The sequence below is a fragment of the Dyella sp. SYSU CM1112 genome (assembly GCF_058216415.1).
Window position 1 is genome coordinate 106032 of record NZ_JBZEGI010000006.1, and the last position, 25202, is coordinate 131233.

Annotated in this window: 23 protein-coding genes; 8 read left to right on the forward strand and 15 right to left on the reverse strand. The window is 59.1% G+C overall.

Annotation, left to right across the window (positions count from 1 at the left end):
• Nucleotides 1–458: 458 nt before the first annotated feature.
• Nucleotides 459–1637: a BaiN/RdsA family NAD(P)/FAD-dependent oxidoreductase gene (locus tag AC4HNJ_RS10640; protein ID WP_490479540.1), complete on the reverse strand. Its 1179-nt coding sequence runs from the start codon at nt 1635–1637 to the stop codon at nt 459–461.
• 100 nt (nt 1638–1737) lie between these two features.
• On the opposite strand from AC4HNJ_RS10640, the gene AC4HNJ_RS10645 reads away from it, so the two are divergent.
• Nucleotides 1738–2220, forward strand: a complete 483-nt coding sequence (locus AC4HNJ_RS10645) for a YajQ family cyclic di-GMP-binding protein (protein WP_490479541.1) — start codon at nt 1738–1740, stop codon at nt 2218–2220.
• Between the two features lie 22 nt (nt 2221–2242).
• Here AC4HNJ_RS10645 and AC4HNJ_RS10650 read toward each other — a convergent pair whose 3' ends face one another.
• The 3 genes from AC4HNJ_RS10650 to AC4HNJ_RS10660 all read right to left on the reverse strand — a co-directional run bounded on the left by AC4HNJ_RS10650 (nt 2243) and on the right by AC4HNJ_RS10660 (nt 4378).
• The gene (locus tag AC4HNJ_RS10650; protein WP_490479542.1) at nt 2243–2863 is read right to left on the reverse strand and encodes a DUF1345 domain-containing protein; all 621 of its coding nucleotides are present in this window, start codon (nt 2861–2863) and stop codon (nt 2243–2245) included.
• A gap of 90 nt (nt 2864–2953) precedes the next feature.
• Nucleotides 2954–3229 (reverse strand): GNAT family N-acetyltransferase, encoded by a 276-nt coding sequence (locus tag AC4HNJ_RS10655; RefSeq protein WP_490479543.1) that lies wholly within the window; start codon nt 3227–3229, stop codon nt 2954–2956.
• Nucleotides 3230–3301: 72 nt separating this feature from the next.
• Nucleotides 3302–4378, reverse strand: a complete 1077-nt coding sequence (locus tag AC4HNJ_RS10660) for a 3-deoxy-7-phosphoheptulonate synthase (protein ID WP_490479544.1) — start codon at nt 4376–4378, stop codon at nt 3302–3304.
• A 275-nt stretch (nt 4379–4653) separates the two neighbouring features.
• Here AC4HNJ_RS10660 and AC4HNJ_RS10665 point away from each other — a divergent pair, with 275 nt between their 5' ends.
• Nucleotides 4654–5082: an FKBP-type peptidyl-prolyl cis-trans isomerase gene (locus AC4HNJ_RS10665; RefSeq protein WP_490479545.1), complete on the forward strand. Its 429-nt coding sequence runs from the start codon at nt 4654–4656 to the stop codon at nt 5080–5082.
• Nucleotides 5083–5191: 109 nt separating this feature from the next.
• Entirely contained in the window at nt 5192–5953 is a 762-nt protein-coding gene (locus AC4HNJ_RS10670) for an SH3 domain-containing protein (protein WP_490479546.1), read from the forward strand.
• 85 nt (nt 5954–6038) lie between these two features.
• On the opposite strand, the gene AC4HNJ_RS10675 is transcribed toward AC4HNJ_RS10670, so the two are convergent.
• The 5 genes from AC4HNJ_RS10675 to AC4HNJ_RS10695 form a co-directional block, all read right to left on the reverse strand.
• Nucleotides 6039–7601, reverse strand: coding sequence for a protein adenylyltransferase SelO (locus AC4HNJ_RS10675; protein WP_490479547.1), 1563 nt, complete (start codon nt 7599–7601; stop codon nt 6039–6041).
• Between the two features lie 350 nt (nt 7602–7951).
• On the reverse strand, nt 7952–8662 hold the full coding sequence (locus tag AC4HNJ_RS10680) for a pseudouridine synthase (RefSeq protein ID WP_490479548.1): 711 nt from the start codon (nt 8660–8662) through the stop codon (nt 7952–7954).
• Nucleotides 8659–9723 (reverse strand): class I SAM-dependent methyltransferase, encoded by a 1065-nt coding sequence (locus tag AC4HNJ_RS10685; RefSeq protein ID WP_490479549.1) that lies wholly within the window; start codon nt 9721–9723, stop codon nt 8659–8661. The genes AC4HNJ_RS10680 and AC4HNJ_RS10685 overlap by 4 nt, the downstream gene beginning before the upstream one ends.
• Before the next feature lie 86 nt (nt 9724–9809).
• Complete coding sequence (locus tag AC4HNJ_RS10690; RefSeq protein ID WP_490479550.1) at nt 9810–11807, reverse strand: OPT family oligopeptide transporter; 1998 nt, start codon at nt 11805–11807, stop codon at nt 9810–9812.
• A 129-nt stretch (nt 11808–11936) separates the two neighbouring features.
• Nucleotides 11937–12470 (reverse strand): hypothetical protein, encoded by a 534-nt coding sequence (locus tag AC4HNJ_RS10695; protein ID WP_490479551.1) that lies wholly within the window; start codon nt 12468–12470, stop codon nt 11937–11939.
• A 171-nt stretch (nt 12471–12641) separates the two neighbouring features.
• On the opposite strand from AC4HNJ_RS10695, the gene AC4HNJ_RS10700 reads away from it, so the two are divergent.
• Nucleotides 12642–14144 carry a S10 family peptidase gene (locus AC4HNJ_RS10700; protein ID WP_490479552.1) on the forward strand — a complete coding sequence of 501 codons (1503 nt, stop codon included), beginning with the start codon at nt 12642–12644 and terminating at the stop codon, nt 14142–14144.
• A 25-nt stretch (nt 14145–14169) separates the two neighbouring features.
• Here AC4HNJ_RS10700 and AC4HNJ_RS10705 read toward each other — a convergent pair whose 3' ends face one another.
• Nucleotides 14170–14373: an oxidoreductase-like domain-containing protein gene (locus AC4HNJ_RS10705; protein WP_490479553.1), complete on the reverse strand. Its 204-nt coding sequence runs from the start codon at nt 14371–14373 to the stop codon at nt 14170–14172.
• Between the two features lie 115 nt (nt 14374–14488).
• On the opposite strand from AC4HNJ_RS10705, the gene AC4HNJ_RS10710 reads away from it, so the two are divergent.
• Nucleotides 14489–15634, forward strand: coding sequence for a glycoside hydrolase family 18 protein (locus AC4HNJ_RS10710; RefSeq protein WP_490479554.1), 1146 nt, complete (start codon nt 14489–14491; stop codon nt 15632–15634).
• 65 nt (nt 15635–15699) lie between these two features.
• On the opposite strand, the gene AC4HNJ_RS10715 is transcribed toward AC4HNJ_RS10710, so the two are convergent.
• Complete coding sequence (locus tag AC4HNJ_RS10715; RefSeq protein WP_490479555.1) at nt 15700–16485, reverse strand: class I SAM-dependent methyltransferase; 786 nt, start codon at nt 16483–16485, stop codon at nt 15700–15702.
• A 277-nt stretch (nt 16486–16762) separates the two neighbouring features.
• Between AC4HNJ_RS10715 and AC4HNJ_RS10720 the strand changes: the two genes are divergently transcribed.
• The gene (locus tag AC4HNJ_RS10720) at nt 16763–17569 is read left to right on the forward strand and encodes an SDR family oxidoreductase (RefSeq protein ID WP_490479556.1); all 807 of its coding nucleotides are present in this window, start codon (nt 16763–16765) and stop codon (nt 17567–17569) included.
• Here the strand turns inward: AC4HNJ_RS10720 and AC4HNJ_RS10725 are convergent.
• The gene (locus AC4HNJ_RS10725; RefSeq protein ID WP_490479557.1) at nt 17550–18068 is read right to left on the reverse strand and encodes a DinB family protein; all 519 of its coding nucleotides are present in this window, start codon (nt 18066–18068) and stop codon (nt 17550–17552) included. The genes AC4HNJ_RS10720 and AC4HNJ_RS10725 overlap by 20 nt on opposite strands.
• 264 nt (nt 18069–18332) lie before the next feature.
• Between AC4HNJ_RS10725 and AC4HNJ_RS10730 the strand changes: the two genes are divergently transcribed.
• The gene (locus tag AC4HNJ_RS10730; RefSeq protein ID WP_490479558.1) at nt 18333–19550 is read left to right on the forward strand and encodes a YXWGXW repeat-containing protein; all 1218 of its coding nucleotides are present in this window, start codon (nt 18333–18335) and stop codon (nt 19548–19550) included.
• Between the two features lie 77 nt (nt 19551–19627).
• Here the strand turns inward: AC4HNJ_RS10730 and AC4HNJ_RS10735 are convergent, their stop codons facing one another.
• Together AC4HNJ_RS10735 and AC4HNJ_RS10740 are read right to left on the reverse strand one after the other, a co-directional pair.
• The gene (locus AC4HNJ_RS10735) at nt 19628–20473 is read right to left on the reverse strand and encodes a DUF3014 domain-containing protein (protein ID WP_490479559.1); all 846 of its coding nucleotides are present in this window, start codon (nt 20471–20473) and stop codon (nt 19628–19630) included.
• Between the two features lie 152 nt (nt 20474–20625).
• Nucleotides 20626–21600, reverse strand: coding sequence for a sulfotransferase family protein (locus AC4HNJ_RS10740; RefSeq protein WP_490479560.1), 975 nt, complete (start codon nt 21598–21600; stop codon nt 20626–20628).
• A 333-nt stretch (nt 21601–21933) separates the two neighbouring features.
• On the opposite strand from AC4HNJ_RS10740, the gene AC4HNJ_RS10745 reads away from it, so the two are divergent.
• Entirely contained in the window at nt 21934–23301 is a 1368-nt protein-coding gene (locus AC4HNJ_RS10745) for a diguanylate cyclase domain-containing protein (RefSeq protein ID WP_490479561.1), read from the forward strand.
• Nucleotides 23302–23428: 127 nt separating this feature from the next.
• Here the strand turns inward: AC4HNJ_RS10745 and AC4HNJ_RS10750 are convergent, their stop codons facing one another.
• Entirely contained in the window at nt 23429–25006 is a 1578-nt protein-coding gene (locus tag AC4HNJ_RS10750) for a carbohydrate-binding protein (RefSeq protein ID WP_490479562.1), read from the reverse strand.
• Nucleotides 25007–25202 lie beyond the last annotated feature (196 nt).

Consider the following 25202-nt stretch of genomic DNA (forward strand, 5'->3'; position numbering starts at 1 on the left):
CCTGTTGCAGACGATAAGTTGAACATGTTCGATGTTGAGTTCAGGCGAAGTACTAAAAAATCGCTAATGAAACGTCGTAAATGGCCGCACGGCGAGCGTAAGTAGCGAGAGGGACTTGAAGTGTACTTCGGATACCGGGAGTCGAAGCACCGCATACATCCGCCATTGGCCGACAGTCGCTTATCGGCACTCTAGGGCCTGTTTACACTACTGGCGTGGCACGCGTTGCCGTTGCGTAGCCGTCAGGTGGTAGTGCGTGGCGCAGGCCTGGCTGGCTGCCAGGTCAAGCCGCGCGCTGCCGCATGGCGGCTACGCAACAGCAACCCGAAGGGCTGGGTCTGTTTGCCCGCCATACCGCGTCATCGCTCAGTTGTGGACCGACGTACACGCCTTCGCTCTTCCTTGTCTGGCGCGCAAACAGCTCCCAGCGCGAGCTACGCTAGTAGTGTAAACAGGCCCTAGGCCACTTCCCCGGCAGCACGACCGGAGGCCCATGCCCATTGAAAGTTGTAGCCACCGAGCCATCCGGTTACGTCGACGACCTCGCCGATGAAATACAGGCCCGGCATGCGTTTTGATTGCATGGTGGCGGATGAAAGCTCATCTGTATCCACGCCTCCAAGCGTCACCTCGGCCGTACGATAGCCTTCCGTGCCGCTCGCCACGATCGGCCAATCGTGCAAACGCAACCCGATCTCGTGCAACTCCGCCTCGCGGTACTGGCGCATGGGCTTGCTGACCAACCAGTGTTCGCATAATCGCTGTGCCAGCCGCCGTGGCAACACGTCGCCCAGCACATTGCGCAACTCTACCGCCGGTCGCGCCTGACGCTGATCTACCAACCATTCCGCCAGCTTGAGCTCCGGCGACAGATCGATACGCAAGTCATCGCCGGGCTGCCAATAGGAAGAAATCTGCAAGATGGAAGGGCCGCTCAGCCCGCGATGCGTAAACAGCATGCCCGCGCGAAAGCAACGTTTGCCGACGCGTGTTTCCACCACAGGCAAAGCGACGCCGGCAAGATCCTGATAATGCTCCTGATGCTTGCCGCTCAAGGTCAGCGGCACCAAACCGGCGCGCGTGGGCAGCACGTTATGCCCAAACTGCCGCGCCACGTCATAGCCGAAGCCCGAGGCGCCCATGCTGGGAATGGAAAGCCCTCCGCTTGCCACCACCAACGATGAGGCATGCAGCTCTCCCCTCACCGTCCGTATAGCAAACCCCTCTTCCGTCTTGCGCACCTGCTCCACGACACAACTGGTTTCTATTCGTACACCTGCCGCCGCGCACTCGTCCAACAGCAATCGCACAATCAATTTGGACGATTCATCGCAGAACAATTGCCCAAGCTCTTTTTCGTGATAAGCGATGCGATGTTTCTCGACCAAGGCGATGAAATCGTATGGCGTGTAACGTGCCAAAGCCGACTTGGAAAAATGCGGATTCGCCGAAAGATACTGCGCGGGCGTCACACCCAGGTTGGTGAAATTACAGCGACCGCCGCCTGACATCAGTATCTTTTTGCCGGGCTTGTTAGCGTGGTCGACGACAAGCACGCGCCGGCCGCGCTGTCCGGCCGTGATGGCGCACATAAGTCCCGCGGCGCCCGCGCCAATGACCAGAACATCCACTTTCACGCAATCGCCACCATCTCAGCCGCCGGACTGTACACTTTGTCATTATCCAACAGTTGCATGACTTACACTGCCTCTCCGGATTATCCCAAGGATTACCACGATGCCTTCTTTCGATGTGATCTCCGAAGTCGACAAGCACGAGCTGACCAATGGCGTGGATCAAGCCAATCGCGAACTAGCCAATCGTTTTGACTTCAAGGGCACCGACGCAAAATTCGAACTGGACAAGCTTGAGATTACCCAGAGTGCGCCCAGCGAGTTTCAGTTGCAGCAGATGCTGGACATTCTGCGCGGCCGGCTGGCAGCCAGAAAGATCGACCTCCGCGCCTTGGAAACCGCGGATCCGGAAGTCAATCTCGCTGGTGCGCGACAGAAGATCACCGTCAAACAAGGCATCGAACAACCGATCGCCAAAAAGCTGATCGGCGCCCTGAAGGAAGCCAAGTTGAAAGTGGAAGCCCAGATTCACGGCGACAAACTGCGCGTAAGCGGCAAGAAGCGGGACGATCTGCAACTGGCCATGGCTGTATTGCGCAAGACGGACGTGGCCGTCCCTTTGCAATTCGACAATTTTCGCGATTGAGCATGGCCGCATCGCGCTGAATCTAAGCCAATCCTGCGGCGATATTCACGCTGATCGCGATAATGAACACGTTGAAGAAGAAGGCCACCACGCTGTGCAACAGCGCGGTCCGGCGCAAGGTGTGGCTGGTGATCTGCACATCGGACACTTGGAAACACATGCCGATCACGAAAGCGAAGTACAGGAAATCCCAATAGTCCGGCTGCTTCGTACCCGGAAACTCCAGTCCTTCTTGCTGCGTGCCGAAATCACCGTAATAACCGTGCGCGTAATGCAAGGCATACATGGTGTTCATGAACAGCCAGGACAGCACGATGCTGAGTGCCGCCACGCCCATGACCCCCACACCGCCGCTTTTGGCGGCATGCATCTCCGTCGACAAGGCCACCAGCACCACGCACGAAAGTGCTACCGCTATCCATAGCGTGGTCCGGCGACCGGTATCTTGCGCATGAGCCCGCTTGGCCATATGCGCGGAGGTGGCGCGACGAAACATGCGCGCCAGCATGCCCAGATAAAGTACAGCGCTGAAATCGAAACTAAGCAGCAGCGCGGATGCCAGCTTCACGCTATACGTGGCGAGGATGGCGAATGCAATGACAAACACCACACCGGCCATGGCAAGCAGGGGGCGTGCACGCACGAAGCGCAATGCTGCCCAGCGACGCCCTATTGGCTTTGGCTGTAATTTCTTCGCGGGCGTCATCGGCTCCGTCATAGTGCACCGCTCGATTCAAGCCCGTAAATCGGCAAATTCCGGATGACGTTCCATCCACACTCGCGCATAGCTGCATGCCGGCACCACTTTCCAACCCTCACGGCGAGCCGTGTCCAAGGCTGTGCGCACGAGTTCTCCGGCAATGCCCCGTCCGCCCACTTCGGAAGGAACGCCGGTATGAGTGATGGTCATCACCTTGTCCCGCAAACTGTATTCCAGCCCGCACATATAGCCATCCACATTCACCTCGAAACGATGTGCTGCAGCCAGATGCCGGATATCCAGGGTCATAATTTCCGCAAGTCGTGAGAATACATAACGCCATGGTAATGCCAGCTCAGGTCCCGGATCGAGCAAGAACAGTTAAGCCGCGACCTGCTCCTTCTTGCGTTGCCGGCGCAGCTGTACCGCATCGGCCAGTCGCTCCAGCACCTGGACGCTGGTATCCCACCCGATGCAACCGTCCGTGACACTCTGGCCATATGTCAGCTTGCGTCCCGGCACCAGTTCCTGGCGCCCCGCCACCAGGTGGCTCTCGACCATCACGCCCTGGATGCGCGCCTCGCCCGCCTCTAGCTGCGCGGCAATGTCATTCACCACAAGCGGCTGGTTCTCCGGCTGTTTGCCGCTGTTGGCATGACTGGCATCGATCATCAAGCGCTCGGCCAGACCCGCCCTGGTCAAAGCGCGGCAAGCTTCTTCAACACCGGCTGCATCGTAATTAGGCGACTTGCCGCCACGAAGAATGACATGGCAATCCTCATTGCCCAAGGTGGCCGCAATCGCATTTCGCCCTCCCTTCGTCACCGCCATGAAGTGATGAGGACGCGCCGCGGCGAGCACGGCATCCACTGCAATTTTGATATTGCCATCGGTGCCATTTTTGAATCCGACTGGGCAAGACAAACCGGAAGCAAGCTCGCGATGCGACTGACTTTCGGTGGTACGCGCCCCGATTGCACCCCAGGCCACCAGGTCGGCGATGTACTGCGGCGTGATCAGGTCGAGGAACTCGCATCCCGCCGGCAGGCCCAGCGCATTGATATCGCACAGCAGACTTCGTGCCAGGCGCAGCCCTTTATCGATGTGATAGCTCTCATCGAGATCCGGATCGTTGATCAACCCCTTCCACCCCACTGTGGTACGCGGCTTTTCAAAGTACACACGCATCACGATCTCCAGCGTATCGGCATGCCGTTCGCGCTCAACGGCAAGACGAGCGGCATATTCCAGCGCCGCTTCGGGGTCATGGATGGAACAAGGCCCGATCACGACGGCCAGGCGATCGTCCTCGCCATGCAAAATCCGGTGCAGTGCACGGCGCGCCGCGGTAACAGTGCCAATGGCCCGTATGCTGGGCTCACAGGCGTGCATCACCTCGGCGGGAGTGGCAAGCTCTTTGATTTCACGGATACGTAAGTCGTCGGTAAGGCTGGTCATAAAGAACTCCTTGTCTCGATGCCCGGCGACTAACGAAAAAGCCGCCAGGGTGGCTGGCGGCTTTTCAGTAAGTGGGTGATCTTGCTAGTTACGATCGCGCACCATGCTCCGCCGCCGGCTTCGGATAGCCATAAAACCAAAAATAATAGCGGTGGGAGGCGATGATCATGGGGCACAGTCATACCATATTGTGGCCTCGATGCAAACTGGCAATCGCTCTTGACCGCCTCCGGCAATGCGCTAACGTCCCCATCCCATCTTTCGGAGTCTGCTTCATGATGCGCCCATTCGCCTTCCTGGCCGCAACACTGCTTGCCTTGGGCACGCTTGGTTCGCAGCCCGCTTATGCCGCCGATGTGCCCAGCTTGGTAATTACCGACCACGTGGTCGGCACGGGCGCCAAGGCGGAGGACGATTCAGAAGTACGCATCAATTACACCGGATGGCTCTACGACGCCAAAGCACCCGACCACCACGGTGCAAAGTTCGACAGCTCCTACGACAGCGGTCAGCCGCTTTCTTTCACGGTCGGCGCGGATGAAGTGATCCCCGGCATGGACAGCGGCGTGAGAGGCATGCGGGAGGGCGGCAAGCGCACGGTCATCATTCCTTCACGCTTAGGCTATGGCCGGCGCGGGTCGGGGCCTGACATACCACCGAACAGCGCCCTCATCTTCGATATCGAACTGCTTGAAGTACGCTAGCCCACCGAAGGGAAACGGCTTCACGCCACCATGCGGAACGTTCGGTTAGGAAGAGCCGTCATGATCGAGTCTTGACGGTACGTGTCCGCCCGCAAGCAGGAGGATCGCCATGAATCGAATACTGAGTTCCTTGTTGTCAGCCCTGTGCTTGTTGATTCCCGCCTCTGCCTTTGCGGCAGAAGGCTATACGGTGGCAACCGTCAACATGCTTGCCGGCCCCAATCCCGAGTATCCGCTTATCCTCACGCTGGGCGCAGGCACGCCCGTTGACGTGCAGGGCTGCACTGAAGGCTGGGAATGGTGTGACGTCGTGGCCGCAGGAAACCGGGGCTGGGTCGCCGGCCCTTACATCGAATACATGTACGAAAACCAGCCAGTTATCGTGACCAACTATGGCCCGCGCATCGGCATTCCTATCGTAACTTTCGCCATCGGAGCCTATTGGGGGCGCTATTACGTCAACCGGCCGTTCTATCGGGATCGTACGCGCTGGTATGGGCGCCCGATGCCCATTCGGCCACCTCCCGGCCCAAGACCGCCCGTGCGTCCCTTTCCACCGGTCGGACACCGCCCTTCTCCACCAAGACCTGGACATGGCGCGCCCCCGCGGGGGCACAGTGGGTATCACCCTGCTCCCCCACGACCGGGAACGGGAGGACACCACCCCCATCCACCACAGCAAGGAGGCGGCCATCGCCCACCTTCCCCTACCGCTGGCAGACCCATGCCTCCAGCCGGAAATCGCCCTCGGCCCACACCCGGCGGCCATCCGCCACCGCCTGGCAGTAACGGCCATCCTCAGAACGGCAAGCCGCCCGCACATCGCCCTCCCCCCAAGCAAAACCATGACAAGAAGGACAATGGGGGTTGAGTGATCAAGGCACGTGACCATGCCGGCTGCAGCAAAGATCGCCGGCATGGTCATGCACGTAGAGGGGTGGCAAGCAGGACTACGCTTAAGAACTACAGGAAAGCATGGAACAGCCCGCGCGAAATTTCGCCCATTCCGGACGCTTCTGCGCGAAATGCTCGCGTCCGGGCTGCTCCTCGTACGGGCGTCGCAATACCTCAAGCAATGTATTGACGCCGCTGTAATCACCCTGGCTCGCCAGATCGATGGCTTCCTGCGCTAGATAATTGCGCAGCACATAGCACGGGTTGGCAGCATGCATGCTTCGCATGCGCTCTTCGGGTTTCCACGCATCCTGGTGCAAGCGTGCTACGTAGTCGTTCAGCCACTGCAGCAGATCCGCTTCGATGGCTTCGAATTTCGACGACTCATAGAACGCATGCCGCAAGGGCTCCAAACTGGGCGCGTGCAGATCGATATTGCTCAGCGCGCGAAAGAACAAGGTCATATCCGCCTCGGCCCGCTGCATCAATTGCTGCAGCAAATCCATTCGCGACACGTCATCCTCACGGCAATCCAGCAAACCCAGCTTGGCGGCGGTATGACGATGACTTTGCGACGTGTATTCGGCCACATAACGGTCGAGCCCCGACTGCAGAGGCGCGACCTCTTCGAATAAGGGCGCCAGCGCTGCGGCAAGCCTACTCAGGTTCCACCACGCCACCTGCGGTTGCTGTCCAAAACGGTAACGGCGACGCTCTGCATCGGTGGTGTTGGGCGTCCAACCCGGATCGAAGTTGTCGATCCAACCGTAGGGACCGTAATCGATGGTCAAACCAAGAATCGACATGTTGTCGGTATTCATCACACCATGCACAAAGCCTACGCGCATCCAATGCGCGACCATTCTGGCTGTGCGCTCGCACACCTCCGCAAACCAATCGGCATAGCGGTTTTCAATACTTCCGCCAAGATCGGGAAAGTCGCGTCGTATCGTGAAATCGACAAGCTGCCTTAGCAGAGCCACATCTCCACGCGAGGCCGGCAATTCGAAATGCCCAAAGCGGATGAACGACGGCGCGACTCGGCAGACGATCGCACCGGGCTCATCCCGCGGGTGTCCGTCATAGAACATGTCCCGCTCGACCGTCTCGCCGGTTGTCACCAGACAAAGGGCACGCGTGGTCGGAATGCCAAGATGGTGCATGGCTTCGCTGCACAGAAATTCGCGAATGGAGGAGCGCAGCACCGCTCGTCCGTCTGCTCCACGCGAATAGGGCGTCGAGCCCGCGCCCTTGAGCTGCAACTCCAGCCGCTCGCCTCCCGATGTCACCACTTCACCCAGTGAAATGGCTCGGCCATCGCCAAGCTGCCCCGCCCAGACACCAAATTGATGACCGCCATAATTGGATGCCCAGGGCTGCATGCCGGTGATGACACCATTTCCACCGAACACCTGCGCAAACAGGGGACTGGCAACATCCTCCTCACTCAAGCGCAGTTGCGCGGCCACTTCCTGTGACCATGCGACCGTGCGCGGAGCCGCTACGGGGGCGGGATCGATCCGCGAATAGGCAGCTCCCTCCACCCACCGCGCTCCTCGCCCCTGATCCGGATCGCCAGGCAGCTCGCGTATGAATGCATTGTCGAATTGGAAGGCGAATGCCATAAGCTCAATGTCTCATAAGGCTTTAGAAAGAAAACGAAATAGGCCAAAAGTACTCTTCACTTCACCTATACATTCACGACCAAAGCTTGCTACAGTTTGTCCGCGGCTGCGCAGGGGTAGCCGATGGAGTACACACCATGCACATGCTTCTCGCTCGTTCCGCCATCATGCGCGGAATGCAGCTAGTAGCAGGGATGCTCTCTCACACCACGCAGGACGCCCGATCAGAAAGCGACACTATCGCAGGGTTCCAGCTGGTTTCTTGGACATCCGGCGCCCGTTCTCGTCGCGAAGATGAATTGGCGCGATTCCGCCAGACGCAAACCGACCGGTAACAAACACGCTGCATATCAGTCATTGGCTGGTTCAAAGATGCGTGCGATATCGGCCGCTTCAAGCGGGCGCCATTCGCCGGCCGGCAAATCCTCCAATCGCAAGCCACCGATCGCGGTGCGCCGCAACATCTGCACGTGGTTGCCAGTCGCGGCGAACATCCTGCGCACCTGGTGATAACGGCCCTCGGTAAGTAACAGGCGCGCGTGACGCGGTCCGAGTGGCTCCAGCTTCGCAGGCAACAATGGCGTGGTTTCCGATTCCAGCATGAGCGTTCCGCTGGCGAAGAGCGCCTGTTCGTCGCCGCGCAAATTCTCCGCCAGGATTGCTTCATACACCTTGGTAATCTGCGCACGGGGCGAAATAATCCGATGCAACAAGGCGCCATCATCGGTCAGCAACAGCAAACCCGACGTGTCGCGATCCAGCCGTCCAACCGTAGAGATCGCAGGCTCACGCACGCGATAGCGTGGCGGCAATAGGTCATACACGACACGGCCGGGATCCTTGCGCGAACAAGTCACTCCTAGCGGCTTGTTCATCATCAGCGCCAGGCCGGCAGGTGGATCCAGCGGCTCACCGTCGATACGAATGCGGGCGTGTCCCACCTTGTCGTCCGCGTACAACACCTCGCCATCAGCGTCGGTAATGCGGCCCTCGCGAAACATCCACGCCACGTCTTTGCGGCTGCCGTACCCAAGGTTTGCAATCAACCTCACCAGCCTCATCCACGTACACCTTTTGCTTCGAACAACTTGAAACCATCCCGCACAATGATCGTGCGAACCTCATTGAAATGGGCAGCCAATGTGGCTTCGTAAGGCAGGTGTCGATTGGCGACAAGCCATAGACAACCATGCGGTACCAGCGCCTTCGCCGCTTGCGTAATAAAAGCGCGGCCAAGCTCGGGCAAGTCCGCCCGCCCCTGATGAAAGGGAGGGTTGCTGACCACGGCGTCGTAACGTGCTCCGACCGGCTGTTCGAGGTCATGCCAGTGCACATCAAACTCCCATTGACGTCCACTGTCGTGCAGCGCGCGCTCCATGTTCAATCTTGCCGGCTGTAGTGCACGTGCTTCCGCTTCATACAAATCAATGGCTGTCACGCCCGGACAACGCGCCATGATCTGCGTCGAGAGATAGCCATACCCAGCACCGAAATCAGCAACACGACCTTGCAGGCCTTCCGGCAAATGCTCCGCAAGCAATGCAGATGCATTATCTACTCTGTCCCAAGCGAATAAGCCGGGCCGGCTGATATAGCCAACCTCGTTCATCTGTGGCTGGTCCAATGCAAGCCATGACGCCATTCTCTCCTGGTCACCAGAGGAAGGCTGCACCTTCCCCCAGAACACCCTGCATTTATGTTTGGAAAGGTGCCCCGCGTTTCCAAGCAGCGCGGCGAGATCGGCCTCTGCGGAATGCGCCCCCTCCACATTGGGCACGCATGCCAGCACTACGCCACCGACTTGCGCATGCTGCACGGCACGTGCAAACAACGCGCGTGCTTCATCGCGCTGCCGAGGCGGCAACAGCATGACCAGCCCATAACGTGCTGCCGTATCCGCCTCGCCGACTGTAAATCCACTCCGGGCCAAGGCGTCGGCAAACGGCTTGAAACTCTGCTCACACAACCAGTGCGCCCCTGCCCACTCACGCAGATGAGGATTGTCACGCGCACGCAAGAACAGCACACGCCCGTCATCGGGCACGCGCAACTGGCCACTGGCAAAAGGAAGGAATAACGCGTCCAGCACCGCGTCTAACGTAGGGGCATGGGTACCGGGCATGAAGAAACCGCATCTCCGACAGCGGCCATTATTTTACGAAGATTCCGCCCTCTCCCGGAGAGAGGGCAGAACTCGTGGCGGACGACTCAGACGCCTTTGCGACCGATGCGATCGATCCAGCGATACATGGCGAAGATGACCCCGGCAAAGGCGATACCGCCGATCCACAGCGACGCGTTCGCGAAGTTATCGCCGACCAGCGCAAGCGGATAACCCTTGCCGGAGAACACCACGACGGCTGCAATCAGCACGCCGATGATGCTTTCACCCACGATCATCCCCGAAGCCAGCAACACACCCAACTGCTTGGCGGCTTCCGGGTTGGCCGTGCGATCGGCGCGCTTGTCGAAATACCAGCCCACCACGGCACCCACCACGATCATCAGCGACGTCGAGGTGGGCAAATAGATACCCAGGCCAGCGGCCAACGGCGGCAAGCGTACCGATCGGGTGGTACGCGCCAGCGTTTCGTCCAATACGATCAACGCCACGCCCACCAGCGCGCCCACACCGATCGTGCTCCAGTCCAGGTTCCGTTGGATCACCCCTTGCGCCAAAGCCGAGATGAGCGCGGCCTGCGGTGCGGGAAGTGCGCGTGCCGGGTCGACACCCGCCATGCCGGCAAATCCATAAGCCTCCTTCACCAGTTCGAGCACCGGCGGAATGATGGCTGCGCCGACTATCACACCGATCACCAGCGCCACCTGCTGCTTCCACGGCGTCGCATCTACCAGTTGGCCCGTCTTGAGATCCTGCAGATTGTTATTGGCGATCGCCGCCACCGCGAACACCACCGCCGTGACGAACAGCGCAAAAGCCACCAGCGCCTTCTTGGCTTCCGGCGTCAGCGCGTCGTGCACACCTGCAAGCAAGAGCAAGGTGGCGATAATGACAACGATGATGCCTACGCCGGACAACGGACTGTTGGAAGAACCGATCAGACCGGCCATGTAGCCGCACACGGTCGAAACGAAAAAGCTCATTAGCACGACGAACACGACGCCGCCGATGGCGAGCAGCCACAGATGCGATCCCAGCCCGCTGCTCAGACTGAAGCTACCCAGCATCCACGCGATCGGAATCATGCACAACAGCGAAATCAGGCCCACGATGCCAATTGGCATATCAAGCTCAGTGCGCGCCAGCGTGGCGCCCTGGCCGGCCTTGCGCACTCGCGAAGCAGCCATTGCAGAAACCAGGCCGCTGACCACCGGCTTGACCAGCTTGGCCAGCGTCCAGATAGCCGCGACACCGATCATCCCCGCGCCAAGAAAGCGCACATCCTTCGCCCAGGCCGTGTTGGCAATCGTCTCTGGCGACAATCCTGCGGCCCAGTGCAGCGAACTGAAATGAGGCACGGCCCATCCCCAGCCGATGAACACGCCCAGCAACATGGCGAGTCCCACCCACACGCCGCACAGGTGGCCTACTGCAAATAGCGCGAAGGAAAGATTGAAGTCGTAACCGCTGACGCTCTTGTCGCCAGTCCGGAAGTATTGCGCGATATCGCTGGCAAACAGCCGGGTCGCCACCACCACCGCAAACGCCGCCGACACGAGCGATCCAACGGTCACCGCCATCAAGCCGGCCTTGCCGGTCTGCTCGACGTCGCCGGCCTCCTGCCCTTCCACCTCAGCGCCAACTTTCAACACTTCGGCGCAGGCTACGCCTTCCGGATATGGCAGATCCGAATTGGTGACCAGGGCACGCCGCAACGGGATCGAATACATCACCCCCAAAATGCCGCCCAAGGCGCAGATCGCCAGCGAGGTCCAGTACGGGAAACCGTTCCACCAGCCGATCATCACCAGACCCGGCAGCACGAAAATAATCGAAGAAAGCGTGCCGGCCGCCGAGGCGACCGTCTGTACGATGTTGTTTTCCTGCATCGTCGCGTTCTTCATCGCGCGCAGGATGGCCATCGAAATCACCGCCGCCGGAATCGAGGTGGCGAAAGTCAGGCCCGCCTTGAGGCCGAAGAAAACATTGGCTGCGGTGAACACCAGCGTGATCACGACGCCTATGATCAGGCCGCGAAGAGTGAGTTCGGCGCGTGCTGCGCCAGGGCCGGGTACTGCATTCACGGGCGATCCCCCCAAACTGTCCAGCTAACAAGATAGCGTGGATCGTCGGGTCGATGTTGGGTTGCGCGGCCGATCAGCAAGCACGGCGCAGGTTCCTTCGTCCGTGCCTGCCGAAAACAAGCGGATGCGTCAACGTGTCGAGTGACCGATTTTCCGCAGATCCGTACGCAGTTGCACCGCTATCTGGTCAGCGCCGTCAGCCAATAATTTAGGCAGTGCCTGCGCGTAACTCTGATCGCCTGCCGCAGCACCCATCGCGGTCGATACCCGCGCCTTGTAGTCGTGACTGACATCGAAACCACGCGCCCAGATCCCGCAATGCAAGCCTAGGTCCATGTCGAGGCTGGCAGGTGTGTTATCGCTGTCCGCGCGCAGGGTCGTCTTCAAAGAGCTGCAGGTAACGACCAGATCCTGGAAATAGTTGGCTTGCAACTGCGCCCCCAACTGCGATTGCACGGCCATCGCCACGTCCGGCGTCGGCTCCAGGACCAGCTTGTGATCGAGCCCGCGCACTTCGAGCTTGTCTTCTCCACCGGTCACGGTCAGCCAGGGGGACAGTCCCGGCTTCACCAATTCACCGATCGGTGCTGGAGTGTGCACCGTCTGCCCGCCGCACGCGCACAGCAACAACGCGGCAGCCGCCGCCAAGTAAAAGCGTTTCATTGGACTCCCCTTCTATCTCCTAGCCGCCGAATTTAATGCAGCGCAGCAAGCGCTTCAACGCATCGATGCTCTGAATGCGACATCCTTCGCAACCCATGCCTTTGGGCACAGTGCCTGGGACGCACGCTTGGTTAGGCTTTCGGTTCTTGTTTTCCAGAAGGAACCATCGCAGTGCGCAAGATTCTGCTCCCCACCCTGCTCGCCGCTGTACTCATTGCTGTCAGTCCGCTGGCAAGCGCAGGTGGCGACGCCAAGCCCTCGTCAACGCAGGAAAGCGCTAATGCCGATGGCTTCCACCTACCGCCGCTGCCGGCAGATAAACACATTACCCAGTCAGTGGAAGTGGATGGCCACACTTTGAAATACACCGTCACCGTTGGCACGCTGCCAGTGCGTGACGAGAAAGGCAACCTCACCGGGCAGGTCGTTTTTACCGCCTACACCATGTCCGGCAAGCATCGTCCCGTGACGTTCGCCATCAATGGCGGCCCGGGTGCATCGTCGGTCTATCTCAACTTTGGTGCCATCGGCCCCAAGCGCGTGAATTTCGGCGTGAATGGCGATACGCCCTCCGATCCGGCGGTACTGCACGACAATCCCGGTACCTGGATCGGCTTCACCGACCTGGTCTTCATCGATCCCATCGGCACGGGCTACAGTCGCGCCTTGGTGCCGGAAGACAAGGCCACCAAGCTTTTCTACAGCACCGATAACGACATCAAATATCTCTCGCGCACCATTTACGACTGGCTGGTGAAAAACGGCCGCATGGAATCACGCAAGTATCTGGTCGGCGAGAGCTATGGTGGCTTTCGCGGCCCGCGCATCACCGAGTACTTGCAGACTCAGCTCGGTGTCGCGATGAACGGGGTCGTGTTGCTTTCCCCTTATCTCGATGCAGCAGCTTCCGATAACGGCAATGTGTCACCGCTGCCGTGGATGCTGACATTGCCTTCGATTGCCGCTGCCCATCTCGAACGCGAGCATCAGCTGACGCCAGAAGCGATGGCACCCATCATTGATTACACCCGTGGCGAATATGCCGTCACCTTGATGAAGGGACGCTCCGATCCGGCTGCGACAGCCGCCATGATCCGGAAAGTCACCGAACTGACCGGGCTGGACCCGGTATTCGTGAAACGCTCTGGCGGCCGGCTGGAAACGCAAGCCTATCTGCGCGAAGTCTATCGTGCGGAAGGCAAGCTCGGCAGCCGCTACGACTCGAACGTCACGGCGTGGGATCCGTTCCCCTATGCGCCGCATCAAGTGGGCGGCGACCCTATCCTCAACGGCATCATTGCCCCCACGACCACCGCGATGGTCAACTTCATCACGCAGACGGTGGGATGGAAATACGACGGCCGGTACAACGCGCTGAGCTACAAGGTCAACAATCTCTGGCATGAGGACGACGACGCCAACAAAGGTTCAGTCGACCAACTGCGCGAAGCCGTTGCCAACGATCCCCATTTGCGCGTGCTGATCGCCCATGGCTGGGATGACCTTTCCTGCCCATTCATGGCATCGGTGCTGATCGTGGACCAGATGCCGGCGATGGGTGACCCTACTCGCGTGCAAGTGAAGGAATACCCTGGCGGTCACATGTTCTATGCACGTCCAGCGAGCCAAGCCGCGCTACTGAAAGATGTAAAAGCCCTCTATGGCGTGGAGTGAATCATCCGGGCGGTGGCACGGCGTTCTATGACGTCGGATCCACGCCTGGATGACGCTCGCGCCAACTGGCGAGCGCCTCGCGATAATGTTGTCGCGCTTCTTCGTAAAGATCGAAGATGCACGGATCACAACCGTTACCGCAGCAGTCTCCCGGATCGGGCTCTACCGGGGGACGCGGTGGCGGATCGTCAGGCAATGCCGTGGTGTCAGCGTTAGCGGTGTCATTCATGAGTAAAAAGCGAGTTCCGTGCCTTTCCATGGTAGCTCGTGATTTAGCAACACGCGTCCAGAACTAACTAGCCATGGACAGAACGTGTTGCCATCCATTCAAGCGGAGTGTTGCCATGCGCTTAAGATCTTTACGCCGTCCCGGTTTGTTGCTCGCTGGCCTGCTTATGTCGGTGATGCTGGCCACAAATCATGCAGCGCTCGCGCAGCCGCCCCCATCCCACTATCGCATCGTTGGCTATGCCACCGGCTGGGACCCCGCGCAAACCAAAGACGTTGGCAAGCTCGACACCTTGATCTTCGCGTTTGCCCAATTGAAGAACGGCCGCGTGCTACTTGATGCCAGCAGCGCCAAGCGCCTGCAAACGCTTATTGCGCTCAAGTCCATCAATCCGAAACTCAAAGTAGTGATTTCCGTGGGGGGCTGGACGGTGGGCGGCTTTTCGGAAGCAGCCAGTACGGCCGCCGGACGTCAACAATTCGCCGATAGCGCAGCCCAACTGATAGCTGCCCAGCATGCAGACGGACTGGACGTGGATTGGGAATATCCTGGGCATCACGAATCCGGCATCCGCTCCAGCCCGCAAGACAAAACGAACTTCACCCTGCTGTTACGGACGATACGTGCAAGCCTCGATCGCATAGGCGCGCAGCACGGACGAACGGGAAATGAACACTACACGCTCAGTGTGGCGATCGCCGACGGTCCGTTTGTCAGCGATATCGATATTCCCGCCATCGCGCCTTCGCTCGACTGGTTCAACATGATGACGTATGACTTCGTCAACGCCATGACACCTACAACCGGGCATCACACCGGATTGCACGCCTCTGCCCTGATCACAGGAGACGGACGCACGACGGATCGCGCGGTGCAGCAATTCCTCGCTGCCGGCGTGCCGCCGCGCAAACTGTTGATTGGCGCTGCACTCTATGGTCGTGAATTCGCCGATGTAAAACCGGATCACGATGGGTTGTACCAGCCCTATGGCCACTATCAAGGCAGTCACAACTGGCCGGAACTGAAGCAGGACTACATCGGCAAACAAGGTTATGTGCGCTATTGGGACGCTCGCGCACAAGCCCCGTGGCTATGGAATGCGAAGACGCGCCACTTCATCACGTACGACGACCCTCAGTCGATTGCCGCCAAGGTGGCTTACATCAAAGCGAAGCACCTCGGCGGCATCATGTACTGGGAACAAACCGCCGATCCCAGCGATGAACTGCTCGACGACATGTGGCGCGGCTTGAACCGCTAACCGAGGCGATACATCTGTACCCTCTCCCCCGCAGACAATTACCCGGGGGGAGAGTGCGGAGATACTCAACGCGGCTTGCGGAAGCGGAACATGAACTGATCTGTGTGGCCGCGTATCGATTTGTCGAATACCTTGATGGTGTGAGGATCTTTGGGATTACGCAGCACATTGCTTTCGCCCGCAAACACAAAACCCACCGATTCCACCTGTTTCTTCACGATTGCCGGATCAATGCGATGCAAGGTATCGGTGTCGGCCATGCCCGATCCTGCCGGCGCCACATGGTCGATGACCACGAACAAGCCGCCCGGCTTTAGCGCGGCATATACCTGCTTATCGAGCGAGACCGGATCGACCTTGCCCATGAAGGCATCCGGATAGTCGTGATAGTTCTGCGAGGTGAAAACCAGATCCACCGGCTCGGGGACGCTCAATTGAGCTGCCGGCTGCTTCAAGATGGACACGTTGGCGTAATGAGGATCAGCCGCCAATTTCTCTGTCGCGGCAACATTGTCCGCATCTTCCTTGGCGTATTCGTTCGGCCACAAGGCATAGACGTGTCCTTTCGAACCGACAATCGCGCTGAACACCCGCGTGAAATAGCCCGTACCCGGTATCAACTCCAGCACCTTCTGCCCAGGCTTTACCTCGCTAAAAACCATCACATCTGTGATCTTGCGGCGCGCATCGTTGCTGGCATCCTGCCCGCGCGCCGGGTCGTTGACGGCGGCACGCACGTAAGACGGCACATAGTGCAAAGCATGCATGTGGTTCATCTGCGGCGCTTGCGCCTGGGCCACTCCTGCAACACTGAGAGCCGCTACCAGCAGGACGTACGGTATTGAACGCATGACCACCCTCCTTTGGAATGAAAGCCACGAAATTGTCCGCTCTTCCAGGCATGCAGCCTAGGGCCTATTTACACGACTGGCGTAGCTCGCGCTGGGAGCAATTTGCACGCCAGTAGTGTAAACAGGCCCCAGGTGACTTGTGGCCCATTACCGGCCCTGCAGTGCCTCATGACATGGCCACGCCCGCCGCTGACATCGTCGAACGAGCACGGTCGCGTGATGTATGCCACGTTAGGATACGTCGCTCATTCTCCCCTTCTATGCTGGAGTACCGGCCATGCCTTCCATACCCCCGGCCATCGCGGTCTATAACGATCAGCCGTTACGCGAACGCACCGTATTGATCACCGGTGGCGCGCAGGGCATCGGCCGCGGAATAGCACAAGCCGTCCTCGGCGCCGGAGGGGCCGTCATGATCGGCGATCTGGACGCAAAAGCGGGGCATGCCTGCTTGGATGAATGGCAAGTAGGCGATCGTGCGGCATTCCGGCAACTCGATGTTTCCAGCGAATCCAGCGTGCGCCGCTGGATGGCTGCTGCAGGCAAGCATTTCCGCCACATCCACGGGCTCGTCAATAACGCCGGTATCGCCGATCCGCATCAAGGACCGCTGGACGAACTTTCACTGGCGAAGTGGAACCGCTATATCGGCACCCATCTGACCGGTGCATTTCTGTGCAGCAAACACGCATTACCCTTCATCGCTGCATCGGCTGCCGGTGCCATCATCAACATCGCTTCCACGCGAGCGCTGCAATCGGAGCCGGATACCGAAGCCTATGCTGCAAGCAAAGGCGGCCTGGTTGCATTGACACATGCCATGGCCGTCAGTGCAGGCCCTGCCGTGCGCGTCAATGCGATCCTGCCCGGCTGGATTGCCACCGACGCGTGGCAGAAACCGCAGACCCGGCGGCGTCCCAAACTCAGCCGACAGGATCATGCACAGCATCCGGCAGGAAGGGTGGGAACACCGGAAGATATCGGCTCACTCGCTGTCTACTTGCTCAGCGATGCTTCCGGCTTCGTAACCGGCCAAAGCTTCGTGGTCGATGGTGGCATGACCGTCAAGATGCAGTACGTTTAAGCGTCATTTCACGCAAGAACACAGGCAGATCCGTCGTCGGCGGAGGCACTGACTTGCCATACATCATCGCGGCAACGTGCCCGCGATGATAGGTAGCGTGATTGACCACGTGCAGCAGGATGTCTTCCCGACGCATCGAGCCCTCTCCACCGCCAATAAAGGTGAAGTGGATCACTTCATTGCAGGCGGTCTCGTCGAGCGCACTGGCGCATTGGACATACCACTCGTCCATCGCCAGCTGCGAGGAACGAAGCGCGGCAAAATCCGGGCAGTCGACCGGGTTGCGAGTCGTGAAGCCATGCGGCACGCCCTGCAGATGCGATCTCCACACCTGATCCATGCAGTACACATGATGAAGGGTGCGAATCAGGTTGCCGAAAACGATCGGGTATTCACGAACCAATTCGTCATTCGGTAACTTAGCCAGCGATTGGTAAAGCAGACCATCGGCCCATGCACGATACTGCGCGAGCATTTGCAAGTGTCCAATGTTTGTCACGGACTACCTCCGCTATGGATGCAATGGGGCTGTCGCGCGGCAAGCCTATGGGATTCATACGCACTTACCGCCAGACGGCAGATAAATCATTCATCTGCTATTCGGAAAGCACCAACACCCTAAGCAACAAGGCGTTGCGGAAAAATGTGCCGCCACGCACAAGCTTGCCTGCTGAACAATCGCGAACTTATACCGTGCTTTTCCCGTGACGCAACGGGCTTTCATGCGTTTTCTCTTGTACGGTGCAAACCGAGGAGGAACACCATGAAAGCCATCAGCACCACGCAATCCCCGGCGACGAGGCAAACGCTCCTGATGCGGACCTTGATCGCACTGTTCGCTGCACTCGCCGCCGTGACCGCACTTCCGCAAAAAGCCGATGCAGGCGTCTACATCGGCGTTGGCGTGTCCGTCGGTTTTCCGCCACCGCCGCTACCGGTCTATGAGCAACCGGTGATACCCGGTCCTGGCTACATCTGGACGCCTGGCTATTGGGCATGGGATGGCGCCGAATATTATTGGGTGCCGGGTACTTGGATACTGGCTCCGTTCTACGGCGCCTTGTGGACGCCGGGCTACTGGGGATGGGATGGTGTCGTGTACGTCTTCCATCCGGGTTATTGGGGCCGCCATGTCGGCTTCTATGGCGGCGTTAACTATGGCTTTGGCTATACCGGCGTCGGTTACGCCGGTGGATATTGGGGACCACGCGGCTTCTATTACAACCGTGCCGTCAATCGCGTGAATAACGTCCACATCACCAATGTCTATAACCGAACGGTGGTCAACCATTTTTCCCCCAACCGTGTCAGCTACAACGGTGGCCGGGGTGGCATCGCCATGCACCCGACTGCCCAACAAGTTGCGTTTGCCCACGCGTCCCGCATGGGTCCGCTACCCGCGCAACGACAACAGATGGTAATGGCCAGTCGCAATCCCGAGTTACGCGCGTCGGTCAATCATGGCCGTCCGCCTATCGCAGCCACCGCGCGTCCTGGGACGTTCAGCGGCGCTGGCGTCGTAGCTGCGCATGATGCAAACCACTCGTTCACACCCGCCGCTTTCCATGCAAGGCCCGCAACCGACAACAGCACGCGAATGCAGCCGAACCATGCCATGCCGCTGCGCTCCGCGAATTTCGCGCCGCATCCTGCGACATCACACGCAACGATGAATGCCTCCAGGTCCAGTCCTTCACGCATGGATGGCATACACGGCAATGGTGTTTATCGTCCTGCAACGAATGTCGTGCATGCGCCTGCGCATCAGGCATACCGTGCGCCCTCCACGGCTTACCATCCGTCACCGGCCTATCGGCCGCAGACATATCGACCGCAGCCGCAGTATCACGTGCAACAGCCCATGTATCGACCGCAGTCGCCCTATCACGCGCAACAGCAGTACCACGCACCGGCCTATCACCCTGCTTCGCATCCGGCCGGTAGTGCGCCCCATGAAGGCCGAGAACCACATCATGGGTAAAGGCTCCCCTTAGATTTCAAGCATAAAAAAAGGCCCGCAAAAAAAGCGGGCCTTTCCATGTGGGTGTCCTCTGACTGCTAATGCGCAACCTGTGCACCTGCCAGCAACTCGCGAATCATGCGTAGCTTCGCCTTGAACTGTGCTTCGTTCACAGGTCCAAGTCGAACCATCAACTTCTGGCCATTCGACAGCGCCTGCAGTTGCGGATCGACAAATACGTAATGTGGCCCGGATTGGGTCACCGCGATAGCATCATGCGGTTCGGGAGCCGCCAGCATGTCATCGATGGCAACGATCAATCGGTCATTGAAGTAGCCATGTGGATAGCCCAGTTCACGATAGGCCTGCTGGAAAAGCGGATAATTGCGCTTGTACCACGCCACCAGTGCATGAGGATCAACGCTTTCCAGCACCGCCACATAAGGGCTGTAGCGCTCCGCGTTGGTCGCCGCGATTACGGCAGCGCCGTTGGCCTGCTCCGTTTTCATGACACCTTTGGGTGTACGCAACGGCAGGATGTAGGCGCTGCCGAAGCTATGTCGCGGCAGCGCGTCGATCGTTGCCACGCTCCGTGAAATGATCTGATTGGGCTGCAACAACGCATGGAGATCGCCGCCTGTCACCATGGCGAACAGCGCGTCACGCACACTGCTGTCGCTATCGACCAAGGCTGGCAGGGGCGCGGTAGACGCCGTGGCCGGACCTGAAGAGGCCTGCTCAATAGGATGTTGAATGCTCGATGCTGCGCTCGCCGGCGCAGCCGCCGATGCCGCTGGCGCGGGCTGCAGGTGGTTTATCGATGCCGTCGGATGCATGGCTTTCTGCACCAGATAAATCCCTGCCGCAACCACCGCGACCACCACCACGATGGCAGCGATCCAACTGCCATATGACGATTGATTCCTGCTGTTTCTTCGATTCACGATGCCGCCTGTTTTTCAGCCTGTGTCTACCATTGTGACAGGCATGCCGACCGTTTGTTCGATCGATCCGCCCTGCGGCAGTATTCCCGCTGCACCAAAGGCCATTCAAGCAGCCTACTGCACGCGCCAATTGACGGAGACGAGTCGATTGATCAGGCGGTGCGAAAACGTCTTTCGCGAGGGGCGGCATCCCTCGCGGGCGTTACCGCTGGCGCTTCGCGCAATGTCGAAGTTTCGGTAGCAGACGAACTCACGCCGTACTGCTGGCGCGCGTGCTTGTTCATCGCGTACAGCTCCTCGTACGAACTCAGGCGCGACTGCAACCACTCGCGTAACTGAGGACCGAACAGCTTATCTGCCTTGCTGTCAGACGGCCGCGGCAAACCGCTGAGCGCCCCCTGCTTCCACGGTTCCGTCTTGAGATCAGCAATATGCTGATGGCAGGAATGGTCAAGCTCGGCATGCAGCGGCAATTTCAGAAACGCACACAGCCGCTGCCATTCCTCTATCGGATCCTTTACCAAATCCCCAAGAAAGATGAAATGATGGTTAGGCAAGCCAAGGCATGAACGATGGAGCTCTACGGCGCGGTTCCAACGCCGCATCCACCGCGTCAAGCCACCCGTAAACGCTTCATTGTCATAACGCAGTTCGGCATCAACGATCGAAGCAAGCACATCCATGCCAGGACGAATCACATGGATAAAGCGTGCGTCTGGCACGTAATGCTCGATCTCCGGCATATACACCAGATGTTGCGGCGTTTTCTCAACCCACGAAGATCGTCCGGCCTCCGTAGCCAGGCTGTCCAGCATGGCAATAAAACGCTCCACGCACCTATCAAGCAACCAGGGGGAGCGCGAACTTGCCCTGGCATTACCCAAGAGCATTTGCTGCAGCGCCACAAATTCATGCCGCCCATAGCGGCGTGTCAGTCCCAAGCGCCGCGCCATGGTCCGGCGGCGCGGTCTTGCGCCATCGTCGCCCATGCGATAGTCCAGTTCCCCCAGCATGCGGGGAAAGAAACCGGTCTCCGGCAACGTGAATATGCCTGGATGCCTGGCTAGCATGGCCTGCACGAGAGTAGTGCCCGACCGAGGGCATCCCACAACAAATGTTCGTTGCATGAGCAGCTGACACCCCCGCACTTTTATCAATGACACGCGTCCGCTGCTGCGTTCTGGCTCGCAAGAACTCACTTACGCGTAAGCCTGATGTAAGTTTACACAATTCAGTACGTCTCCTGTCTACTAAAAGTTCTTGCGCCCCAATTACTTGTAAAGAAATGATGGATTCAGGCACACGGCGGCGCGCCGCTCCCATTCAGCCCCCGGCTCAGCACCGTCGTTTCGACGAAAAATTCACTCTTCCCCACCCAGCCGCTTCGCGTGAAGATCACGTCATGTCCTGCACTCATCTCGCAGTGCCTGGTCATGTGCCCGTCGTTCCGGTCGTAAGCCATGAAAGAAAACAGCTGCCCACCTCTGCCCACAGTCATTGATCTCCTGCTCGATGCCATCTGTGTCGTCGACACAGAGGGTCGGTATGTGTTCGTCAGCTCCGCATACGAGCGCATCTTTGGCTATGCGCCCGAAGAAGTGCTGGGCAGACCGATGATCGAACTCGTCCATCCCGATGACCGGCAGCGCACGCTCGATGCAGCAAACACCATCATGTCGGGCCATGCCATGCCCCATTTCCAGAATCGCTATATCCGCAAGGACGGCCAAGTCGTGCACATCATGTGGGCTGCCCGTTGGTCCGAAGTGGACCAGGTCCGCATTGCTATCGCGCATGACATCACCGAACTCAAACGCGCCGAATCCATGCAATCAGCATTGCTGGCAATCTCCGAAGCCGCCCATACGGCCGAAGATCTGCTCGCGCTATACCATCGCATTCATCAAATCATCAGCGAACTGCTGCCGGCGCGGAATTTTTTCGTGGCCCTGCATGACGAGCGGCGGGATGTACTGAGCTTTCCCTACTTCGTGGACGAATACGATCCTCCACCCACGCCCTGCAAGCTGGACTCGGGAACACTTACAGGCGCCGTCATCCGCAGCGGCAAGGCACTACTGCTTACGCCCGACACGCGCGCCAGCGTATTGGACGCCCTTCCCTATGCCGGCCATGATGCGCTCGACTGGCTCGGCGTGCCGCTTACAACACCCAACGGGGTCATCGGCCTGATCGCCGTGCAGAGTTATTCCGGCGACGTGCGCTACAACGAAGATCATCAAGCGCTTCTGCAATTCGTATCCAATCAGGTCGCCGCCGCGATCGAACGCAAGCAAAGCGCGACATGGCTGCAATACATGGCAGGCCACGACTTGCTGACTGGTTTGCCGAATCGTGAACTGTTCCATGACCGCCTTGACCACGCACTGATCGCGGCGAAACGCGATTCGACTGGCCTGTCGGTGCTTTATATCGATCTTGACCGCTTCAAACAGGCCAATGACACCTATGGCCACGAGGCCGGTGATCTGCTTCTCTGCGAAACAGCCCGACGTATCCGTCAATGCTTGCGCAATGCGGATACAGTGGGGCGCCTTGGAGGCGACGAATTTGCGGTGCTCCTGCGCGGCGTTCGCGCGGCAGCAGACGCCGCGCTGGTGGCTGAAAAAATTCACCAGACGCTTAGCCAGCCGTTTTCCATCAATGACCGCTGCCTTCGAATTTCCTCAAGCATCGGTGTCGCCGTCTATCCTGAGCACGGGGAGGACCGCAAGCAGCTGATGCGGCATGCAGATGTGGCCATGTATGAAATGAAAAAACAAAGACGCCAACGGCCACTGACGTCCCGTTCTCCCGCCGGAAAATAAAAAATCAATCCAGGTGACGGAACAATGCCGGCCAGGAACCGCCAGCGTTCCAGGCCGGCGGTTCCTGCCGTCACATCCGGCCTTGCGGGTCGAGCATGCCTCCCGGCCCGCAAATCCGTCCTGCTCCCTATTTACCCAGGTCTTTCAAGATTTCGTTCGTATAGCTCAGCACGCCGGCACTCGGATACGAGTTGCATGTCGACGATGCCGACCCGGCCGCACACGGCGTATCGCGGTCCAAGGACCAGAAGTGCAGACCGGCCAGTCCGTTTGCAGATGCATAGTTGGTGATGGTGTCGATATCCGCGATCGTCGTGATCTCGCCACTTGCATCGTTCTGTCCAATCATCGGCGTCAGCTCGATGTGGCTTGCGGGGGTGCCATAGACATGCTCCAAGTTCGTCACGGCCTGTAGCGCGGATTGACCCATCTCGCATGCGCCACTCACCACGACACAGTTAGAGGGAATCGCGCTGCCATAGTCCATCACCATCAAATTGATGGTGTAGTTTTTGATGGCCGGACTCGACGCTTGAATGGCCTGCATGACCCATTGCCCCAGCTGATTGACACCGCCATAGCTGCCGTCTGTCGCAGCCAGCGTCGCCAGCGTGAAAGAGAAGCGCAAATTGGGATACTGCGATTGCGCCGCCGCCACGTCGGCCACCAACTGCTGGATATCAGCTTGTGTCTGGCCGCCTTCGATATCGAAATCCACCCCGATCATCTGAGCGGTGTAGTACTTCGCGATAAAACTCTCGAAGGCCGAAGGGGACGAACACGTGAACACACCGTCAGCACCACCCGTGGATACGATGTAATCCAGTCCCGCACTCGATAGCGAATTGGCGCCGCCAGCCGCGATATTGGCGGAAATGAATTCCGACGGCGTAACACCTGCCCAATTTTCACTACCGCATTCACCCGTGGCGAATGCCAGCGAAATCGCAGGGAGATTGGGTTCTTGCGTGGAGTACAGGCTGCCGCTGCCGACAATGGGAATCAGCGTGCCAGTCACGTTGGTCGACATGGCATACGTATTCCAGTTCATATTGATGCTCATGTCCTTGTACGGACTGAACACAAATCCGCTCGGCGCAGGTGTTGGCGTCGGCGTCGGCGTGGGAGTTGGCGTCGGCGTAGGTGTGGGCGTTGGCGTGGGGGTCGGAGCAGGCGTGGGCGAACCGCTGCACGAGCCAATGGCAGTCCACGGCTCCCCGCTGCCGGAAGCACCGCTGTTAGTTGCTGGATCCTGACCTTGTGTCCACCAATTGGCCTTGTAGTCGATGCCGTTCTCACTCACCAACGCACCGCCGTTGTACGCGGTCGCGGCATTCCAGGCCGGATCGCAACCAGACGGCGTGGGGGTTGGCGTAGGGGCAGGAGTCGGTGTCGGTGTCGGCGAACCGCCGCCGCACGCACCCTCCGACGTCCAGGGTTCACCACTGCCGGACCCACCATTATTCGTGGCGGGATCGTTTCCTTGCGTCCACCAGTTCGCGACGTAGTTGACCCCGTTCTCGCTAACGACGTTGCCTTGCGTATAAGCAGTCGATGCATTCCACGCCGCAGCGCACGCTGCTTGTGCATGCACGGTTTGCACAGGAGCAAGGGTCAATACCGTCGTGGAAAGCGCCGCACATACGGCGGTGCTCAAGGTACTCAATGTCAAGGTAGACCACTTCGTTGATCTCTTCACATGCATGGACTTTCTCCAAAGTTGGATTTGAACCGAAACAAGTGAGGAACATCGGCGATGTCATGACTGCATTCCGGCGGCCATGTGGGGACGAGCGCCGGCACGCATCCATGCCCGGTACTGCGTGTAGTGGTTTGCAACGTCTCGTGCGCGGCCCTTGCGGCTGATATTGCGCCGCACGCCGCATTCTGCAGAACCGTTG

Bases quoted from the DNA above. Each gene is read 5' to 3' on its own strand.
- AC4HNJ_RS10670 (WP_490479546.1), top strand. From the start codon at position 5,192: ATGAATCGAATACTGAGTTCCTTGTTGTCAGCCCTGTGCTTGTTGATT.
- AC4HNJ_RS10695 (WP_490479551.1), bottom strand. From the start codon at position 12,470: ATGAAACGCTTTTACTTGGCGGCGGCTGCCGCGTTGTTGCTGTGCGCG.
- AC4HNJ_RS10705 (WP_490479553.1), bottom strand. From the start codon at position 14,373: ATGAATGACACCGCTAACGCTGACACCACGGCATTGCCTGACGATCCG.
- AC4HNJ_RS10730 (WP_490479558.1), top strand. From the start codon at position 18,333: ATGAAAGCCATCAGCACCACGCAATCCCCGGCGACGAGGCAAACGCTC.
- AC4HNJ_RS10715 (WP_490479555.1), bottom strand. From the start codon at position 16,485: ATGCGTTCAATACCGTACGTCCTGCTGGTAGCGGCTCTCAGTGTTGCA.
- AC4HNJ_RS10680 (WP_490479548.1), bottom strand. From the start codon at position 8,662: ATGAGGCTGGTGAGGTTGATTGCAAACCTTGGGTACGGCAGCCGCAAA.
- AC4HNJ_RS10675 (WP_490479547.1), bottom strand. From the start codon at position 7,601: ATGGCATTCGCCTTCCAATTCGACAATGCATTCATACGCGAGCTGCCT.
- AC4HNJ_RS10720 (WP_490479556.1), top strand. From the start codon at position 16,763: ATGCCTTCCATACCCCCGGCCATCGCGGTCTATAACGATCAGCCGTTA.
- AC4HNJ_RS10740 (WP_490479560.1), bottom strand. From the start codon at position 21,600: ATGCAACGAACATTTGTTGTGGGATGCCCTCGGTCGGGCACTACTCTC.
- AC4HNJ_RS10655 (WP_490479543.1), bottom strand. From the start codon at position 3,229: ATGACCCTGGATATCCGGCATCTGGCTGCAGCACATCGTTTCGAGGTG.
- AC4HNJ_RS10750 (WP_490479562.1), bottom strand. From the start codon at position 25,006: ATGCATGTGAAGAGATCAACGAAGTGGTCTACCTTGACATTGAGTACC.
- AC4HNJ_RS10665 (WP_490479545.1), top strand. From the start codon at position 4,654: ATGATGCGCCCATTCGCCTTCCTGGCCGCAACACTGCTTGCCTTGGGC.
- AC4HNJ_RS10710 (WP_490479554.1), top strand. From the start codon at position 14,489: ATGCGCTTAAGATCTTTACGCCGTCCCGGTTTGTTGCTCGCTGGCCTG.
- AC4HNJ_RS10645 (WP_490479541.1), top strand. From the start codon at position 1,738: ATGCCTTCTTTCGATGTGATCTCCGAAGTCGACAAGCACGAGCTGACC.
- AC4HNJ_RS10685 (WP_490479549.1), bottom strand. From the start codon at position 9,723: ATGCCCGGTACCCATGCCCCTACGTTAGACGCGGTGCTGGACGCGTTA.
- AC4HNJ_RS10660 (WP_490479544.1), bottom strand. From the start codon at position 4,378: ATGACCAGCCTTACCGACGACTTACGTATCCGTGAAATCAAAGAGCTT.
- AC4HNJ_RS10745 (WP_490479561.1), top strand. From the start codon at position 21,934: ATGAAAGAAAACAGCTGCCCACCTCTGCCCACAGTCATTGATCTCCTG.